The organism is Shewanella scandinavica, assembly GCF_031932065.1.
GTDB classification, from domain to species: domain Bacteria; phylum Pseudomonadota; class Gammaproteobacteria; order Enterobacterales; family Shewanellaceae; genus Shewanella; species Shewanella baltica.
This window is the reverse complement of sequence record NZ_JAUOES010000002.1, coordinates 143,001-160,975: the sequence shown is the minus strand read 5'-3', so window position 1 is coordinate 160,975 and position 17,975 is coordinate 143,001. Positions and strand designations below refer to the sequence as shown.

Genomic DNA, 17,975 nt, shown 5'->3' with positions numbered 1-17,975 from the left:
AAAAAAGTTAAGTTGCCAGAAGGCTTAAACCACCTTGAAGTGATTTCTGCGAAAGGTTGGTGGAACTAATTTAAGTCCTGTAGCCATGAGTCTAACTCGTGCACTGTGATGGAAAATTAGGCTAGAAACAATAAAGGGAGCACTAGCTCCCTTTAGTTTTATATGAATATGAAAAGTGTGAAAAGATAGGACATTACATATTGATAGATTAGCTATTTAATATCCCTTCCCCACTACAACGGATTTTCCTCAAAGCTAAATGGCGGTGTGTCGTAAAGAGCGGATAAGCCAGAGGCCCGAGCACAAAACCCAGTAATACCCAATGCATAACACAAAGGCCTGCGGTAAATGCAGCTAAGCCGAAGTACCAAGCAGAGATTAATGCGATAAAGATAACCAGCAAAGCCACAAACCACCTCTTTAAAAAATAACAAAAATCATAAATATAGGGAAATTAATCCCCATCAAAATGCGGATGCTCCTCGCGTAGTATTGCTGATTGATGCACATGTTAAATACGCCGTTTTAACAGCAGGATAAATGTACTCCGCACAGTGCAGAAACGAGCAGCACTCATTCATCGCTACGCTCTCAGCACTGAGCACTGAGCACTGAGCACTGAGCACTGAGCACTGAGCACTGAGCACTGAGCACTGAGCACTGAGCACTGAGCACTGAGCACTGAGCACAACACTCTCGATCAAGGGCTTGGATTATACAAGATCCACATCTAAGTTATGAACATTTTTTAGGCAAAAACATGCCTTATGGCAATAAAAAAAACGGCAATAATCTGCCGTTTTTTGTTCAACCCTGATTGACTAAGACCTAGATTAACTATGACTTAGATTCACTGAAACTTAGAAAAAGTGCGCGTTTTCTTGAGCCATGGTTTTTAAGCGCTCACAAGGTTCGAATCTGCTACCCAATTGGCTTTGATAACCTTCAAGAATTCGCACTAAGTTCGCAGCACCCAAAGTGTCAATATAGTGGAATGGGCCACCGAGGAATGGCGGGAAGCCAATACCGAAAATGGCGCCAATATCACCATCTCTTGGCGATGCGATAATACCGTCTTCTAAACAACGCACCGCTTCGTTGAGCATTTGTACGACACAACGCTCGGCAACCGCTTTTGCGTCTTTATTGGTGCCAGGTTTAATGCCTAACACGCCATAAACACTCTCATCGACAGCTTTGGCTTTCTTGCTCGATGCGCCGTATTGATAGAAACCTTTGCCATTTTTACGGCCTTTACGATCGTCACCCAAAAGCTTGTCAAAAGCCGCTGGCGCTTTAAAACGTTCACCCAATTCTTTTTCGAGGATTGGTGAAATCTTAGCGCCCACATCTATACCCACTTCGTCGAGTAAAGTAATGGGGCCCACAGGGAAACCAAACTTAACCAGCGCTTTATCAAGATGTTCAACACTTTGGCCTTCAAGTAATAATTGCGCGGCCTCATTCATGTACAGCGCAAGAATACGGTTCACGTAGAAACCCGCGCCGTCTTGTACCACTATCGGTGTTTTACCTTGCTTACGGGCAAATGCGACCGTGGTCGCAATGGTTTCTGGCGACGTTTTAGCATGGGCAATCACTTCCACCAGCGGCATTTTTTCTACTGGCGAGAAATAATGCAGACCTATCACGTTCTCAGGACGCGTTGCCGCTTCGGCGATTTGGCTAATAGGCAAAGATGAGGTGTTTGACGCAAAAATGGTGTGCTCACCACACTCACGCTCAATGTCTTTCACCATTTGATGCTTAAGCGCTAAGTCTTCAAATACCGCTTCCACAACGATGTCGGCATCTTTAACGCCTTTATATTCAGTCGTTGTGGTCATCAGTGCCATTAGGTTGTCACGAGCTGCAGGCGTCATATGACGGCGCTTAACCCCTTTATCCAAAAGCTTGTAGGCGTAAGCTAATGCATTACTTAAACCTTTTTCGCTGATGTCTTTGACACGAACGGGGATTTTAGCCTTGGTCGTTGTGACAGATGCGATACCGCCACCCATTAAACCGCCACCTAAGATCACCGCTTTTTTCACTTTACGCGGGCTCGCACCTTCAGCGCCGGTTTCTTTCTTCATTTCTGTGGTCGCGAAAAAAATACTGCGCAGCGCTTCAGATTCTTTCGATACCACTAATTCGGCAAAATGACTGGCTTCGACTTCTAGCCCTTTTTGCATACCCTTAGCAATCCCTTGACGCACGCAGTCAATGATCTTGGCAGGCGCAGGATAATTACCTTGGGTTTTCTTTTCGACCTGCTTAGTCGCTTGATCGAAAATAATGTTACGGCCGAAACTCGTGCCTTCAAGCACTTGATTAACGAGTGACTTTTTAACTGGTTTCGGTGCACGTTTACCCGCAAGCGCCATCTCAACTGCGGTTTGTAACAGAATCGTCTGCGGCACAACATCATTCACTAAGCCCATTTTCAAGGCTTGTTTAGGGCGGATTTGTTTACCGGTCAGCATCATGTCTAAGGCCGTCGTAATGCCGACTAAACGTGGCAAACGTTGAGTCCCGCCGCCACCTGGCAATAAGCCAAGTTGGACTTCCGGAACGCCGAGCATAGTCTTGCCATCATCGCTACATACCCTTTGATGACAGGCTAAGGCTAACTCTAAACCACCGCCTAAACAGGCACCATGGATTGCGGCAACCACAGGAATAGTTAAGGCTTCTAGCTCATTGAAAACTACATGACCTTGTTGGGATAAGGCTTTGGCATCGCTCGCCGTTTTACAAGCATCGAGCATAGAAATATCTGCGCCCGCGACAAAAGAATCTTTTTTGCCTGAGATCAGTACTAAACCGCGAATGCTCGAATCACTTTTGATCTCGGCCAGAATCTCACTGATTTCAGGGCCAAACTGCGCTTTTAGGGTGTTCATGGTTTCGCCAGGAACATCCATAGTCAAAATAGCAATGCCGTCGTCGCGGCGGGTTAAATTAAAGGTCATTTCCATGCCGATTACTCCACTTCCACTATCATAGCCACGCCCAAACCACCAGCCGCACAGGCCGTTGTTAGGCCAGTTCCACCACCACGGCGCTTAAGCTCACGACACACTTGCGTGATCAAACGGGTTCCCGTTGCAGCAAAAGGATGACCGTAGGCAAGCGAGCCGCCGAGCACGTTAAACTTGCTCATGTCGATTTCACCAATCGCGCGGTTACGGCCAAGTTTTTCTTCGGCAAATTTTTTCGAAGCAAACATCTGCATATTCGCTAATGTCTGCGCCGCAAAGGCTTCGTGCATTTCAATCAGGGTAAGATCTTCTAGCTCCATTCCAGCACGTTTCAGCGCCAGTGGCGTCGCGTAAGAGGGTCCCATCAGCATGTCTTGCCACACATCAATGGCGCTAAAAGCGTAGCTCTTAATGTAACCAATTGGTTGATAACCTAAGGCTTTAGCTCGACCTTCGCTCATCAGGATAATCGCTGAGGCACCGTCAGTCAGTGGCGTACTGTTGGCCGCCGTCACAGTACCATGTTGTTTATCGAATGCAGGACGCAGCTTAGCGTATGACTCAAGTACCGAGTTTTCGCGGATATTGTTATCGCGATCGATAAACTGTTTATACGGCGGCACATGGGCAACCATCACTTCGTCACGAAGATGGCCCGAAGCCCAAGTTTCACTCGCTAAGGTGTGCGAGCGGTGCGCTAAGGCATCTTGATCGGCGCGGCTAATATTGTAGGTTTTTGCCATTTGCTCGGCGGTTTGTCCCATAGACAAGCCCGTTGAGTACTCAGCTACCGCAGGCGGCACAGGTAATAAATCTTTAATGCCTAAACGACGGAAAATTTGTAACTTTTGCCCAAAGCTACGGGCTTTATTCAGATCGACTAACGCATGGGCTAATTTTTTCGACACGCCGATAGGCAAGACAGAAGAAGAGTCGGCGCCGCCCGCAATACCGATTTCGATATTGCCCGTCATGATAGATTCGGCCACGTTGACGGCAGATTGAAAGCTAGTTGCACAGGCACGAGTGACACTATAGGCATCGGTCGACACATTCATGCCAGTACCGAGTACGATTTCACGAGCAATGTTAGGTGCAGCGGGCATTTGCACCACTTGTCCATACACTAATTGCTCAATCAGCTTAGGATCGAGTTCAGAGCGCGCCAATAATTCATTGACCACCATTTTGCCCATATCGAGCGCCGATACACCGTGAAATGCCGTGGCTTGTTTTGCAAATGGCGTTCTTAAACCCGCTACAATTGCGATACGCTCGCCCTTGGAGTTCGTAACCTGTTGTCTATCACTCATTTGTCACCCTCTTTATGTGCGCAATCGCTGAGAGATTTCAGGCGGCGCTAGCTATTTCCGTGTTTGACCCATTGTTTTACGGCGAAAAACGCCTAATAACAGGTCTGACCATTAAAGTGTGATCTGATTCTAACTTCTTGTCAGCAAGTTTTAAACACTTGTTTGTTTTTTTAACACTAGCCAAACCCTAAGGGAATTCTTTACCATATCCGTTGTCTATAGCCCACACACGCATTTTCAACATAATAAAACGAGTAGCATCATGCCTTTGAGTCGCTTCCATGCATTACGCACTTACCTAAATAAGGTTGTTTTAGGGCAGCCAGTATTGACCGAAAATCTGCTCATTGCCTTAATTGCCAATGGCCACTTATTAGTTGAAGGTCCACCGGGACTGGCCAAGACCCGTGCGGTGAAAGCCTTATGTGACGGGGTTGAGGGCGATTTCCACCGCATTCAATTTACCCCAGATCTGCTGCCTGCCGATTTAACCGGCACAGATATTTATCGCTCGCAAACTGGCACCTTCGAGTTTGAAGCCGGACCGATTTTCCACAATTTGATCTTGGCAGACGAAATTAACCGCGCCCCCGCCAAAGTACAATCGGCCTTATTAGAAGCTATGGCCGAAGGTCAAGTCACCGTCGGTAAGCACAGTTATAAGCTGCCACCGCTGTTTTTAGTGATGGCAACCCAAAATCCATTAGAAAACGAAGGCACTTATCCCCTGCCCGAAGCACAGCTTGACCGTTTTTTAATGCACTTGAATCTTGATTACCCGAGCGGCGAGACTGAAATCGAAATTCTGCGCCAATCCCGTAAAGAAGCACTCACCCACGAATTGCCGACCACTGAGCCGATTGCACAAGCCGATGTGTTTGCCGCCCGTGACGAAGCCATGGAAATCTATCTCGCCGAGCCACTCGAAAAATACATAGTCGAAATCGTTATGGCGACCCGCGAGCCTTTGCGTTACAGCGAAGACTTAGCGAAATGGCTTGAGTACGGTGTCAGCCCACGCGCCACTATTTCGTTAGAACGCTGCGCCCGCGCCCGCGCTTGGCTGCACGAGCGAGACTTTGTTTCACCGGAAGACATTCAAGCCGTTGCACCGAATGTGTTAAGACACAGATTATTACTCAGCTATCAGGCACAAGCCGAAGGCGTCAGCCGCGATCAGGTGATCAATCACATCTTGAGTCAAGTAGCAGTACCTTAACGGTGAAGATAAAGGTGAAATAAGATGAGTGACACTGCGCGACTCTCAGCCTCGGCCGATGGCTTGCCGCTGTTTGCCGATGGCTTGCATTTAACCGAGCAAGAGCTGCTGGCGTGCCAAAATATCGCCCGCGCTATGCCGGAGCGTTACAGCCGTGCCCGCGCTAACTTAGCGGGCCATCGCAGCAGCTTAATCAAAGGCCGCGGGATGGAGTTTGCCGAGGTGCGCCACTATCAACAGGGCGACGATGTGCGCACCATTGATTGGCGCGTCACCGCTCGCACGGGCAAAACCCACACTAAGTTATTTGTCGAAGAACGTGAGCGCCCTATTCTGTTGTTAATCGACTTGAGCCAAAGTCTCTATTTTGGCTCAAGTTTATTGCTGCAATCGGTGCAAGCAGGACACCTTGCGACCACCTTAGGTTGGAATGCCATTAACCATGGCGATAGACTCGGCGCCTTGATCGCGTGCGAGTCTGAGCATTTAGAGCTCAAACCCCGCAGCCGTCGTCAGGGCATATTGCAATTGATCTCGGGCCTGCGCCGCGTGCATGAGAATCAACTCAATCATGTTGGCAGTGGCCAGCGCGATCCTGATCATATTCTGCGCGCTTGTCAGCGATTACAACGCATCGCCAAACCCGGCTCCTTGGTTTGGATAGTGACCGATGGCAGCCATTTTAGCCCCCAATGTATCGCGCCATTAACCGAGCTTAAACGTCATTGTGATGTGGGCGCCTACCTGATTACCGATCCCCTGCGCCAAGGGACACTGCCGTTACCACACAACTTTAGTTTGCCAGTACGGGATGGGGATGAGGACTTAGTGCTCACCCGCCACAGTTATCAGGCATGGCTCGACATTCAGCTGCGTCAGCAAAGGGACTTTATCGCCATGATGCAGCAACTGCGCGTGCGCACCCAGCTCATCGATGCGGGTGCTCCCCTAGCCCATCAATTGGAATTATTGCGTTAACTATGGATCCAGCAACAGTGAATTCAGAAATAGTGACACCAGTGATAGCAAATCCACAGGCTGCAGTCCCTATGGCTACAGCGCCAAACCCAGCGCTGGCGGATCTGCAGGATATCATTCATCCCGATCCAATCGGCGCTTGGCCTTGGGCAATCGGTTATTGGCTAGTCCTCGGGCTAGTGATTGCTCTCATCACACTCTTAGTTATCTGGCTAAGAAAACGCGCCCGTGACTTCGCGCCGAAAAAAGCCGCGAAACAGTTACTCAGTCAGCTTGATAGACGAGCGCCGTCCTATGTCTCTGACGTTAATAGCCTATTAAAGCGAACCGCCATGAGTTACCTCAGCAGAGAAGCAATAGCCTCCTTAGATGGTGAAGCTTGGGCGACGTGGCTAGACAGCTATTTACCCGCGCCTAAACGCCAACGTATCGGCCACTTGTTGGCCAAACGTCATCAGCCAACGCCGTTGACCTTAGCTGAAGCCAATGAATTACATGAACTCGCACAAGCTTGGTTGGCATCGAAAGTAAAACTGAGTGCGCCTGAGCAGAATCTTGTTCAAGCGAAGGGCTACGTTCAAGCTAGTGGCAACGCTCAAGCTAAAAGCCAAGCGCCAATCCAGCCAGCTGACACCAAACAACCGGAGGCACGATGTTAACAATTGCATGGCCTTGGCTATTGATATTACTGCCTTTGCCTTTGATTTTTTGGCGCCAACAAACCGTACAAGTGGATGGTGGCCGGCTGCAACTCCCCGGAATAAGCCAAACAGGCAAACAAAGCTTAGCGGCCAACACGCGCCAGAGTCGCAAACGCTACTGGCTGATGTGGTGCCTATTAGTGCTCGCTATCGCCCGTCCGCAATGGCTTGGCGAACCTATCGAACTGCCGAGCCAAGGCCGCGATCTGATGATGGCGGTGGATTTATCCGGCAGTATGCAGATTGAAGACATGGTGGTAAATGGTAAAACCGTCGACCGTTTCACTTTAATTCAGCACGTTGTCAGTGACTTTATCGAGCGCCGCAAAGGCGACCGTATCGGTTTAATTCTCTTTGCCGATCACGCCTATTTGCAGGCGCCGCTCACCCAAGATAGACGTTCAGTGGCGCAGTTTTTAAAAGAAGCACAAATCGGCTTAGTCGGTAAACAAACCGCCATAGGTGAAGCCATAGCGCTGGCGGTAAAACGTTTCGATAAAATGGACGAGAGTAACAGAGTGTTGATTTTATTGACCGACGGCTCTAACAACGCGGGCAACATCGAGCCGGAGCAGGCGGCACAAATTGCCGCTAATCGTAAAGTTACCATTTACACTGTCGGTGTCGGTGCCGATGTGATGGAGCGCCGCACACTCTTTGGCCGCGAGCGGGTTAATCCCTCGATGGATCTGGATGAAAACCAGCTTAAGCATATCGCCGAAGTCACCCACGGTCGTTATTTCCGCGCCCGCAACAGTCAAGAGCTAGACCAGATTTACCAAGAAATCGATAAACTCGAACCTGTAAGTCGCGATCAGTTAAGCTATCGTCCGCAGGCAGATTTGTTCTATTGGCCACTGGCACTGGCGTTACTGACGAGCCTGTGGATTGCCTTAGGTCAATTACCATTCTTTGCAGCGCGCCGCGTTAAACCCTCTGTCGCAACCACTTCACAGGGGAACATTAAATCATGAGCCTACATTTTATTCGCCCAGAATGGCTACTCGCCCTAGTGCCACTGGCTTTAGTGTTGTTGAGTTTATGGCGACAACACGAGAGCCACAGCGCGTGGAATCGGTATATTGCGCCGCACTTAGCCAAAATATTGGTCACCCAAGGCAGCAAGAAATCCCGCCGTCCGTTGCATTTATTAGCTTTCACTTGGCTGATTGCAACTTTTGCGCTCGCCGGACCTGCCGTTAATAAACAGTCCTTACCTGTGTTTGCCGCCGAGCAAGGCCGCGTACTGGTGATGGACATGTCTGTGTCTATGTTCGCTACCGATCTTGCGCCGAACCGTTTAACCCAAGCTAAATTTAGGGCTACGGATCTGCTGCGTAATCTTAAAGAAGGTGAAACAGGTTTAGTCGCCTTTGCCGGCGATGCCTTTACTATCAGCCCGTTAACGCGCGATACCGGCACGCTACTCAATTTATTGCCGACCTTAAGCCCTGAAATCATGCCCGTTCGTGGCTCCAACTTAGCAGCAGGTTTAACCCAAGCTAAAACGCTACTGGCTCAGGGTGGGCATATTCGCGGTGATATTATCCTGATGACAGATGGCATAACTGCTGCCCAATTTGATGACGCTAACTCGGCATTAAGTGGCACGCAATATCGTCTTGCGGTCGTCGCTTTTGGGACCAGCCAAGGCGCGCCAATTCGTCTACCCGACGGACAATTGCAGCGCGACAGCAGCAACGAAGTCGTTGTGGCCAGCACTGACTTTGGCCTGCTGCAAAAACTGGCAGCGGATAATAAAGGCGTGTTAATCCAAAATCGCACCGACGGCAATGATCTGGCCCAATTACAACATTGGTTAAGTGATATGGGCGATGCCAAAGCCACAGATCTTGACGGTGAAACCTGGCAGGATCTTGGCCCTTATCTCGCCCTGCTATTACTGCTGCCCGCCCTTTTCAGTTTTAGACAGGGAATCGTGGCAAGCGTTGGATTTGCCACTCTCATTGGCGGCTTACTGCTCGCGGCCGCGCCTCAGCCTGCCCATGCCAGTGTGTGGGACAATGCGTGGAAAACGCCAGATCAGCAAGCGATGCAGGCCTATCAATCCCAAGATTATGCCAACGCCGCTAAGCAGTTTGAGTCACCCCAGTGGCGTGGCAGCGCCCAATATAAGGCCGGTGATTATGAGCAAGCGCTGAAAACCTTCGAGCAAGATAGCTCTGCCCAAGGCCTCTACAATCAAGGCAATGCGCTAATGCAACTCGGTAAACCCGATAAGGCAAAGGAGCGCTATCAAGCTGCACTTGAAAAACAAGCCGATTTTCCTGCGGCAAAGGCCAACCTTGAACTGGCTGAAAAGCAATTGAAAGAGCAGCAAAAGCAGCAAGGTAAAAACGATCAACAGGATAAGAACCAAGATCAACAAGGCGATCAGCAGTCCGGTGATTCCAATTCAGGCGACCAACAATCCGGTAATCAGCAGTCGCAGGATAAACAACAATCTGACCAAGATAGCGCTCAGAAAGATAAGCAAGATCAAGCGGGACAAGAGTCTCAGGATCAACAGGACAATGCCAATCCTGAGCAAAGTTCTGATCAAAGCTCTGAGCAGCAAAAAGCGGATGAGCAACAGTCTGAGCAGGATAAGCAAAATGGCTATGCTCAGGACAAGCAGGATGAAGATCAGCAAGATCCCGCGAAAGATAAAGCGCAACAGGATCAACAAGCCAAGCAGCAAAATGCCGAGCAGGATGCAAAGGAAAATGAGCCTGTAGACGATTCACCAGCGGATAATGAAGCTAAGATGCAAGCGCAGGCTAACACCGATGCCGAGGAGCAAAAATCAGCTGAGCAAGCAAAGCAAAGCGTTGGCGCCAAGGAAGCTCCTGAGAAAGATGCGCAAGATAAACGAGAAGCCGCTATGAGTGAATCGGTCGAAGCGCCGCCAACTAATAGCGAACCGCTTCCCGCAGAAATGCAGCGAGCACTGAGGGGCGTGAGTGAAGACCCCCAAGTGTTACTTCGCAATAAAATGCAGTTGGAATATCAAAAACGCCGTCAAAATGGCCAAATATCAAAGGATAACGAACAGTGGTGATCAGACAATTTTTTATCCTGCTACTCCTTGCCATAGGAGTGGCCCATCCCGCCTTTGCACTCAGCAAAATTGAGGCATCGGTCGATCGTAATCCTGTGATGGAGGGCGAATACTTTGTGCTCAACATCAGCGTCGATGATGAAATCGATACCGGTAAGCTAGACACGTCCGCCCTACTGAAAGACTTTATTGTTGGCCGCACCAGCGTGAGTCGCAGCACACAGATCATGAACTTCGATGCGGTCAAAGAGACTCGCTGGCAAGTGTTGCTCGCGCCAAAACAAAAAGGCCAGTTAACCATTCCAGCCTTTACTATTGATGGCATCAGCTCGGCACCGATCCCACTCAAAGTGGTCGAAACGGGTAGCCAGCCCGCACAGATGAATAACCTATTTATCGATGCCAAAGTGTCAACTGACGAGGCCTATGTCGGGCAGCTCATTACCTACAAGGTCAAACTCTATCTGGCGGTAGAATTACAAAGGGGCGTATTGAGCGCACCGGTCATCGAAGGCGCACAGATCAAACAAATCGGCGAAGATAAGGATGGCTCAGAGATAGTCGATGGCCGCCGTTACCGCGTGATTGAACGCACCTATGGCATTATTCCCGACTTACCCGGCCAAGTGAACATCAAAGGTGCAACCTTTGCAGGCGATGTGTTAGTTGAATCCCAACGCCGCGGCGGCATGTTTGGCTTTAATGAAAGCCGCCCAATGCAAGCAGGCGCGCCCTCACTCACAGTGCAAGTGAATCCTGCACCGACAAGTTTCCAAGGCCAATGGCTGGTTGCCGATTTAGTAGTGTTAAAAGAGAACTTCCCTGAGGATATTAAAGAATTTACCGTCGGTAGCCCTATTACTCGCACTATGACTTTATTGGCTTCCAATGCCGATGAAAATAGCCTGCCAGATATAGTGCAAACCCTGCCTAATGAACTGAAGTCATACCCAGAGAAACCTCAGCGACAAACCTTTGTGCGCGATGCACAAATTGTCTCCCAGTACAGTATTACGTCGGCAATTGTTCCCAGCAAAGCGGGAACATTTACCCTGCCCGAAGTCAAAGTGCCTTGGTGGAATCCACACCTTAAACGTCAAGAAACCGCGACGCTCCCCGCACGCACCATAGTGGTAACTGGCGGTGCCGTCACAGATGCGCCCGCCCAAGCCTCTTGGCAAGCAAATTCAGCGGCCGATAACAATGACTCCTGGATGATTAAGGTGTTTGCTGCGCTATGGCTGATCACTCTCGTCGCTTGGATCATCACTTTAATCGCTTGGCGCCGCGCTTTAAAAAAACCATCGGCCGCCCCGACAGCAATTAACACTTCAATGAGTTCAGCGCAATCAGCGAATATTGCTGGGCTACAAGGATTGGAACAAGCCTGTGCCAGTGGCGATGTGAGCCGCATTATGTTGCAGTTACAGCGCTACTTCAGCGAGTTACAGCAAGTGCCTATGACACTCGATAAAATTGCAGAGCAGTCACCGCAACTCGCACAGGCGATACAGCAACTGCAAATTGCCGCCTATAGTGCGAAGGCCGATGCCAACAGCCATACTGACAGTGCGAATACTAACAGTGCGGATAATAACAAGCTGACCGTAGAGTGCGCCGCGTTGCTTAACGCGGTTAAGGCCTGTGAGCATAAACATTCAAACCCAAAATCGGCGCCATTAAGCCCACTGAATCCTAAGTAAATTATGGGGTTAATGACAAAGAAGCGAGCTCAACTATGCTAAACATTCAGCCAACAAGCCGAAAAAATAAAAATGTTTGCTAACTGGCGTAAGAAATCCGTCGAGCCCGCGGTCTCTTCTGACATGCTAAGTAAACAACGACGATACAACAGCCTAGTCAAGGCGCTACATGCAGACATCTTCCGTTACGCCTACTGGTTATGCGGCGATAAACACGTGGCTGAAGACATTACCCAAGAAACCTTCTTGCGGGCGTGGCGCTCTTTGGATTCCCTCAAGGATGATAAAGCGGCGAAGGCATGGCTGATCACGATTCTTAGGCGTGAGAATGCACGGCGTTTCGAGCGTAAACAGTTCGATTATTCCGACGTTGAGCAAGATACCTTAGAGGACAATATCTCCAATAGCAGTGAAGAGCAGACCGAGCAATATCTGATCCGTCGGCAAATTGGCAAGCTGGATATCGAATACCGCGAGCCACTCTTACTCCAACTGATTGGTGGCTTTAGCGGCGATGAAATTGCCGAGCTGATGGAGCTCAATCGCAACACCGTAATGACGCGTTTATTTCGGGCGAGGAGCCAATTGAAAGAATTACTTGAGAAGAATGATGTGAGAGGTCAATCCAATGGATGAGCTTAAATTTAGACGTCAAGCTTATGAAGATCCTCATAATCAAGATGCTGATTTTCTGGCGCAAATTAATGCTAAGCCAGAAAACCAAGCCTTAATCAATGAGCTCAAAAACCTTGATGCCAAACTGACAAATGCATTGAAAGTAGAGGTGGCGGACGATCTCGCCGATAAACTGATTTTGCGTCAGCAGTTACAACAACACCATAAACACCGCCGTCAGACGGGCTTTTTAGTGGCGATGGCGGCCTCGGTGGCATTTGTGGTGGGGATCAGTTTTAGTCTATTGCGTTTAGGGCCAATCGATTTAGCCGAACATGCACTGGCCCATGTCTACCATGAAGGTGTTGCTTTACAGGTGGATCAAAACGTCAACTTTAATCAGGTCAATGCGCAGCTCGCGTCGATGAAAGACTTTGGCAATGCCAAGTTCACCCAACAACCGGGCAAAGTGTATTACACCTCCTATTGCGATTTTCAAGGGGTGAAAAGCCTGCACTTAGTGCTACAGGGCGAGCAAAGCAAGGTCACACTCTTTATCGTGCCACTCGAAAAACGTATGGTGTTAGACCAAACCTTCGCCGATGGCAAATACCAAGGAATGGGCTTTGAAACACCCGATGCGTTTATTTTACTTATAGGTGAAGATAAAGCAGACCTTAGCTATGTAAAAGACGAAATCAAGAACACCTTCATCTAACCCCATCTTATCTCGGCTATTTTTAAATTAACCTCCGATATTTTCACGCGATCGGAGGTTAGATTTTAATCACACTTCTATCTGCTAATGGGCGATTGTTCAAACATCTGGTAGCATGCTTGCCACTTTTAATAATAACAAGATGGGAAAAGGCAAGATGACGATTGAAACCCCGATTTTAATCACATTTGTTGGTTACTTAGTATTGATGATGGGCATAGGTTTTTGGGCTTACCGTGCTACCGATACTGTTGATGATTATATTTTAGGTGGCCGCAAAATGGGCCCCGCTGTGACCGCACTCAGTGTGGGTGCATCCGATATGTCAGGTTGGCTGTTACTGGGTTTACCCGGCGCGGTTTACTTAGGCGGCTTAGGTGAAGCTTGGATTGGCATAGGATTAATTTTTGGCGCTTGGCTAAACTGGCTATTTGTCGCCAGACGACTGCGTATTTACACTCAACTCGCCGATAACGCCCTCACCTTACCGGATTTCTTCGAGAAACGTTTCCACGATACCCAGGGCTATCTCAAGCTCGTCTCCGCAATCACTATTTTAGTGTTTTTCACTTTCTATGCTTCCTCAGGCATGGTCGGTGGCGCGATTCTATTTGAAAAGGTCTTTGGTCTCGATTACACAGTGGCGCTGGTGATTGGCTCAGCCATCATAGTCGGTTACACCTTTATTGGTGGCTTCTTTGCTGTGTGTTGGACAGACTTCTTTCAAGGCTGTTTGATGCTTGTCGCCCTCTTAATCGTCCCCTTTGCCGTTTTCTCTCACCCTGAAAGCCACGCCGGAATTGAAACTATCGATCCTGCGATGTTGGCCTTGGTCAGCGACAAAACCACAGTGATAGGCATGTTGTCTTTACTCGCATGGGGTCTTGGCTATTTTGGTCAGCCGCATATTTTGTCGCGCTTTATGGCGATAGGCAGTGCCGATGCCCTGCCCTTATCGCGCCGTATTGCCATGAGCTGGATGGTCTTATCTTTAATTGGCGCATTAGCCACAGGTATTGCTGGTTCTCTGTATTTCGCTAACGCCCCACTAGCGAATTCAGAAACGGTATTTATTCATTTAGCCCAAGCCGCGTTTAATCCTTGGATTGGTGGTCTACTCATCGCGGCCATTTTGTCGGCCATCATGAGCACTATAGATTCACAGTTACTGGTGTGCTCAAGTGTTATCACTGAAGATTTTTACCGTAAATGGTTACGCCCACAAGCGGATGACCGCGAGTTGATGATGGTCGGTCGCATGGGCGTGCTGGCGATTGCCGTGATCGCAGGCATCATTGCCCTTAATCCTGAAAGCAGTGTATTAAGCCTTGTGAGTTATGCATGGGCTGGCTTTGGTGCGGCCTTTGGTCCTGTGGTCTTGTTATCGCTATTTTGGAAGCAATACAGCCGTAATGGCGCCATTGCTACTATTATTGTCGGCGCATTAACGGTCGTAATTTGGAAGCAACTGACGGGGGGTATTTTCGAACTATACGAAATCCTGCCAGGATTTGTATTCGCCACATTTGCCGGTATTTTGGTGAGCAAATTGTCTGCACCGAGTGAAAATGTAACAACAGAGTTCGAACAATTTAAGTCTGCACTTTAGTTTCGACACGCTTGTATAACTTAAAAAGCGCACACTTGTGCGCTTTTTACATTTTGTATCCTTTTAAATACTCAACACACAATTACAAACCGTTAACGTCAATTGAAACCTATCGTTAAACCCAAAGCCCTTCATATCAAGCATCTGGCCAGACCATTCAAGCGTACTAAAGTTCAACCTCTGTTTTAAAGGTTTTTAATTAACTGAAAATTAACAATTTTCACATCTGGTCGGACTTGTTGAGGGTAGATTCAGTCCATAAGATGCCGAATACTAATAAATGGATTTAAATACTTTCGGCTGACTAGGACCGAATAAAAATCCAATACTTATAAAAAATAGAGAGAATTATAATGAAAACATTCAACAAGACACTCATTGCCGTTTCTGTCGCATTAGCAAGTACTCAAACCTTAGCTTCAGGTTTTCAACTCAACAGTCAATCAGCCACAGGTATGGGCCGTGCATTTGCTGGTGATGCGGTTATTGCCGATAACGCTTCTGTGTTATCACGTAACCCTGCTGCTATGGCATTATTCGATAAAGATGCGATCTCATTCGGCTTAACTTATGCCGATATTACTGTTGATGTTAAAGACGTTAACTTTGCCGGTGGTGCCGTTGACTTAGGCAGCATCGATGATGCGGGTAGCTCTAAAATTATCCCTAATATTTTCTACATCCACCCAATCGACGATAAGTTCGCCGTGGGCTTTGCTGCGTTTTCTAACTTTGGTACCGGTACCGATGCCAGCTCACTTTCAAAGAGTTTACCTGCAAACTCACCAGCACCTTATGATTTACTCGGCGAAACAGAAGTCACAACGGTTAACTTTAACGCCAGCCTTTCATACCGTATTAATGAAATGTTCAGTATCGGTGCGGGTGTGGATGCCATCTACGGTGAAGGTCGTTTAACCCGTAACATGGGCACTACGCCTTTGGTTGACGTCGACGCTGACGGCTGGGCCTTCGGTGGTATAGTGGGTGCCACTATTGAGCTAGATAAAGATAACCGTTTCGGTATCAGCTATCGTTTCAGCCCGACAGTGAATGTTGAAGGTGATATCAATACCGTCTCGATGACAACCATTCCTGGTGTAGGTACTGTTCCGGTTGCGACCAATTTTGATAGCTTAGATGTTCCACTAGCGGATATCTTCCAAGTTGCAGGTTTCCATCAAATCACCCCTAAGTTTGCTCTGCACTATACTGCGCAGCACACACAGTGGGGCAACTTTGATCAAATCACGGCTAAAGATGGTACAGCCACGATTGCAGCTGTTGGAGTGACTCAAGCCGTAGGTGATGTTGCTCTGAAAGAATACCAATGGAAAGATTCATGGTTATTCAGCCTAGGTGGTACTTATACTATCAACGAACAATTCACCGTTCGTGCAGGTTATATGCATGACCAAGGTGTTGTGGACGAAATTAGCTCAATTTCATTCCCTGACTCTGACCGTAACTGGTATACAGCGGGTATGAGCTACCACATCAACCCACAAAACACCGTTGACTTTGGTATCGCTTATATTAAAGGTGAAAAAGTTCACCTGATCGAAAACAGTGCTATCACAGGTCCTGTTAATGCAATTACTGAGTCAAGTGGTATGTACTACTCAGTTCAATACAGCTACCAGTTCTAAGCTAAACGCTTAACCCAAAAGCCGCATTTTTTGCGGCTTTTTTGTATCTTAAGCATTTATTGCCTAAAGTTAATTCATACTCCTGTAAACGCAGCTACGGCTATGGCTAAAGTCATTGGACTCGGTGGAATTTTCTTTAAAAGTGCAGATCCCGTTACCTTGGCAACTTGGTATAAAACCCATCTTCAGGTCCCCATTGAAAACTGGGGCGGCGCCGCGTTTTATCACACAGATAAAGCGACACTCGGCTACCATGTTTGGACGCCCTTCGCCCATAGCACTGACTATTTTGAGCCTTCAGATAAGAGCTTTATGTTCAATTTTATCGTTGATGATCTGGCGCAGGCGCTCATGCAGGTCGAACAAGGTGGCGGTCAGCTCGTGGGTGGCATTGAAGATTCAGAGTTTGGCCGCTTTGGTTGGTTTATCGATCCCGACGGCAATAAAGTCGAATTATGGCAGCCAAGTGTTATTCCTCCGGAAAAATAGCCCGTCTCAATAAAGCGACATCAAGCTGATATCGCCAACTTGTCTCCCTCAAATCTTAAGCGGTATCTATCCCGAATAAACCCAGTGCATGACTTAGGTTTATTGGGTATCGTAGGCTGAGTTTATCTAATCAAGAGATTCTTTTTATGGAAAAAAATAACATCCTTCCTGCCCTGCTGCTGGGCGGTTTCCTTTGTGCTGGGCTTGTGTATGTTGGTCAGACAGCGAGCACAGCGTTATTGCAGATGAAAGCTATGGAACGCACAGTGACAGTCAAGGGCTTAGCGGAAAAAGAAGTCAAAGCCAATGTAGCGATTTGGCCAATCAATTTCACTGAGGTCGATAATAATCTGCCTAAACTCTACGAGACGGTTCAGCAAAAAACCGACCGCGTTGTGGCGTTTTTAAAGGAACAAGGCTTTAGCGATAGCGAAATTACGATTTCATTACCTTCAATTGAAGATCGCCAAGCCCAAGGTTATGTCGATCCCAATGTCAGATACCGTTACTCGGCAAAGGTGAATTTGTCGGTTTATACCCCGCAAATTGATTTAATGCTCAATACCCGTAAGCAGATGATTAGCTTAGTGAAGGAAGGCATAGCGATCGCCAGCCAAGAGTATGATAATCGCACCGAATTCCTGTTTACCGATCTCAACTCAGTCAAGCCTGTGATGGTGCAAGAAGCCACTCAAAATGCCCGTGAAGTGGCGGAAAAATTTGCTAAGGATTCAGATTCTCGCCTCGGAAAAATTAAAACCGCCAGTCAAGGCCAGTTTACTATTTCGGATCGCGATAACAGCACGCCTTACATTAAACAAATTCGCATTGTGTCCACACTCACCTACTATTTAAATGACTAAATATTAGGCTTAGTCGGAACTCACTGAAACTATGGGAATAAGGCACTTATGGGCCTTATTCCTAAATTAGGAA

The 17,975-nt window shown here is 48.0% G+C and carries 15 protein-coding genes; 12 read left to right on the top strand and 3 right to left on the bottom strand.

Annotated features, from left to right (window positions below; genetic code table 11):
- Positions 1–208: 208 nt before the first annotated feature.
- From Q4Q50_RS02220 to fadI, 3 genes are all read right to left on the bottom strand, one after another.
- Positions 209–409: a hypothetical protein gene (locus Q4Q50_RS02220; RefSeq protein WP_311898172.1), complete on the bottom strand. Its 201-nt coding sequence runs from the start codon at positions 407–409 to the stop codon at positions 209–211.
- Positions 410–860: 451 nt separating this feature from the next.
- Entirely contained in the window at positions 861–2,981 is a 2,121-nt protein-coding gene (gene fadJ, locus Q4Q50_RS02215; protein WP_311898170.1) for a fatty acid oxidation complex subunit alpha FadJ, read from the bottom strand.
- A gap of 5 nt (positions 2,982–2,986) precedes the next feature.
- Complete coding sequence (fadI, locus tag Q4Q50_RS02210; RefSeq protein WP_311898168.1) at positions 2,987–4,297, bottom strand: acetyl-CoA C-acyltransferase FadI; 1,311 nt, start codon at positions 4,295–4,297, stop codon at positions 2,987–2,989.
- Positions 4,298–4,559: 262 nt separating this feature from the next.
- Here fadI and Q4Q50_RS02205 point away from each other — a divergent pair, with 262 nt between their 5' ends.
- The 12 genes from Q4Q50_RS02205 (at position 4,560) to Q4Q50_RS02150 (ending at position 17,902) form a co-directional block, all read left to right on the top strand.
- Positions 4,560–5,516 carry an AAA family ATPase gene (locus Q4Q50_RS02205; RefSeq protein ID WP_006082248.1) on the top strand — a complete coding sequence of 319 codons (957 nt, stop codon included), beginning with the start codon at positions 4,560–4,562 and terminating at the stop codon, positions 5,514–5,516.
- A gap of 24 nt (positions 5,517–5,540) precedes the next feature.
- On the top strand, positions 5,541–6,494 hold the full coding sequence (locus Q4Q50_RS02200) for a DUF58 domain-containing protein (RefSeq protein ID WP_006085478.1): 954 nt from the start codon (positions 5,541–5,543) through the stop codon (positions 6,492–6,494).
- 2 nt (positions 6,495–6,496) lie between these two features.
- A complete protein-coding gene (locus tag Q4Q50_RS02195) occupies positions 6,497–7,153 on the top strand; it encodes a DUF4381 domain-containing protein (RefSeq protein WP_311898165.1) in 657 nt (218 codons plus the stop codon).
- Positions 7,147–8,169, top strand: coding sequence for a vWA domain-containing protein (locus Q4Q50_RS02190; RefSeq protein WP_259480894.1), 1,023 nt, complete (start codon positions 7,147–7,149; stop codon positions 8,167–8,169). Before Q4Q50_RS02195 ends, Q4Q50_RS02190 begins: the two co-directional genes overlap by 7 nt.
- Positions 8,166–10,256, top strand: a complete 2,091-nt coding sequence (locus Q4Q50_RS02185) for a vWA domain-containing protein (protein ID WP_311898162.1) — start codon at positions 8,166–8,168, stop codon at positions 10,254–10,256. Before Q4Q50_RS02190 ends, Q4Q50_RS02185 begins: the two co-directional genes overlap by 4 nt.
- The gene (locus Q4Q50_RS02180) at positions 10,250–11,959 is read left to right on the top strand and encodes a BatD family protein (protein WP_311898160.1); all 1,710 of its coding nucleotides are present in this window, start codon (positions 10,250–10,252) and stop codon (positions 11,957–11,959) included. The genes Q4Q50_RS02185 and Q4Q50_RS02180 overlap by 7 nt, the downstream gene beginning before the upstream one ends.
- 72 nt (positions 11,960–12,031) lie before the next feature.
- The gene (locus Q4Q50_RS02175; RefSeq protein WP_006085483.1) at positions 12,032–12,595 is read left to right on the top strand and encodes a sigma-70 family RNA polymerase sigma factor; all 564 of its coding nucleotides are present in this window, start codon (positions 12,032–12,034) and stop codon (positions 12,593–12,595) included.
- A complete protein-coding gene (locus Q4Q50_RS02170) occupies positions 12,588–13,292 on the top strand; it encodes a DUF3379 domain-containing protein (RefSeq protein WP_311898158.1) in 705 nt (234 codons plus the stop codon). The genes Q4Q50_RS02175 and Q4Q50_RS02170 overlap by 8 nt, the downstream gene beginning before the upstream one ends.
- Before the next feature lie 157 nt (positions 13,293–13,449).
- On the top strand, positions 13,450–14,901 hold the full coding sequence (gene putP, locus Q4Q50_RS02165) for a sodium/proline symporter PutP (RefSeq protein ID WP_011847196.1): 1,452 nt from the start codon (positions 13,450–13,452) through the stop codon (positions 14,899–14,901).
- 353 nt (positions 14,902–15,254) lie between these two features.
- Positions 15,255–16,550 carry an OmpP1/FadL family transporter gene (locus Q4Q50_RS02160; protein ID WP_311898156.1) on the top strand — a complete coding sequence of 432 codons (1,296 nt, stop codon included), beginning with the start codon at positions 15,255–15,257 and terminating at the stop codon, positions 16,548–16,550.
- A gap of 102 nt (positions 16,551–16,652) precedes the next feature.
- A complete protein-coding gene (locus Q4Q50_RS02155) occupies positions 16,653–17,039 on the top strand; it encodes a VOC family protein (RefSeq protein ID WP_006082260.1) in 387 nt (128 codons plus the stop codon).
- Between the two features lie 146 nt (positions 17,040–17,185).
- Positions 17,186–17,902 carry an SIMPL domain-containing protein gene (locus Q4Q50_RS02150; protein WP_006082262.1) on the top strand — a complete coding sequence of 239 codons (717 nt, stop codon included), beginning with the start codon at positions 17,186–17,188 and terminating at the stop codon, positions 17,900–17,902.
- Positions 17,903–17,975: the final 73 nt, after the last annotated feature.

Excerpts from the sequence above, each read along its gene's own strand:
- fadJ (WP_311898170.1), bottom strand. The coding sequence starts at position 2,981 with ATGGAAATGACCTTTAATTTAACCCGCCGCGACGACGGCATTGCTATT.
- fadI (WP_311898168.1), bottom strand. The coding sequence starts at position 4,297 with ATGAGTGATAGACAACAGGTTACGAACTCCAAGGGCGAGCGTATCGCA.
- Q4Q50_RS02205 (WP_006082248.1), top strand. The coding sequence starts at position 4,560 with ATGCCTTTGAGTCGCTTCCATGCATTACGCACTTACCTAAATAAGGTT.
- Q4Q50_RS02200 (WP_006085478.1), top strand. The coding sequence starts at position 5,541 with ATGAGTGACACTGCGCGACTCTCAGCCTCGGCCGATGGCTTGCCGCTG.
- Q4Q50_RS02195 (WP_311898165.1), top strand. The coding sequence starts at position 6,497 with ATGGATCCAGCAACAGTGAATTCAGAAATAGTGACACCAGTGATAGCA.
- Q4Q50_RS02190 (WP_259480894.1), top strand. The coding sequence starts at position 7,147 with ATGTTAACAATTGCATGGCCTTGGCTATTGATATTACTGCCTTTGCCT.
- Q4Q50_RS02185 (WP_311898162.1), top strand. The coding sequence starts at position 8,166 with ATGAGCCTACATTTTATTCGCCCAGAATGGCTACTCGCCCTAGTGCCA.
- Q4Q50_RS02175 (WP_006085483.1), top strand. The coding sequence starts at position 12,032 with ATGTTTGCTAACTGGCGTAAGAAATCCGTCGAGCCCGCGGTCTCTTCT.
- Q4Q50_RS02170 (WP_311898158.1), top strand. The coding sequence starts at position 12,588 with ATGGATGAGCTTAAATTTAGACGTCAAGCTTATGAAGATCCTCATAAT.
- putP (WP_011847196.1), top strand. The coding sequence starts at position 13,450 with ATGACGATTGAAACCCCGATTTTAATCACATTTGTTGGTTACTTAGTA.
- Q4Q50_RS02160 (WP_311898156.1), top strand. The coding sequence starts at position 15,255 with ATGAAAACATTCAACAAGACACTCATTGCCGTTTCTGTCGCATTAGCA.
- Q4Q50_RS02155 (WP_006082260.1), top strand. The coding sequence starts at position 16,653 with ATGGCTAAAGTCATTGGACTCGGTGGAATTTTCTTTAAAAGTGCAGAT.
- Q4Q50_RS02150 (WP_006082262.1), top strand. The coding sequence starts at position 17,186 with ATGGAAAAAAATAACATCCTTCCTGCCCTGCTGCTGGGCGGTTTCCTT.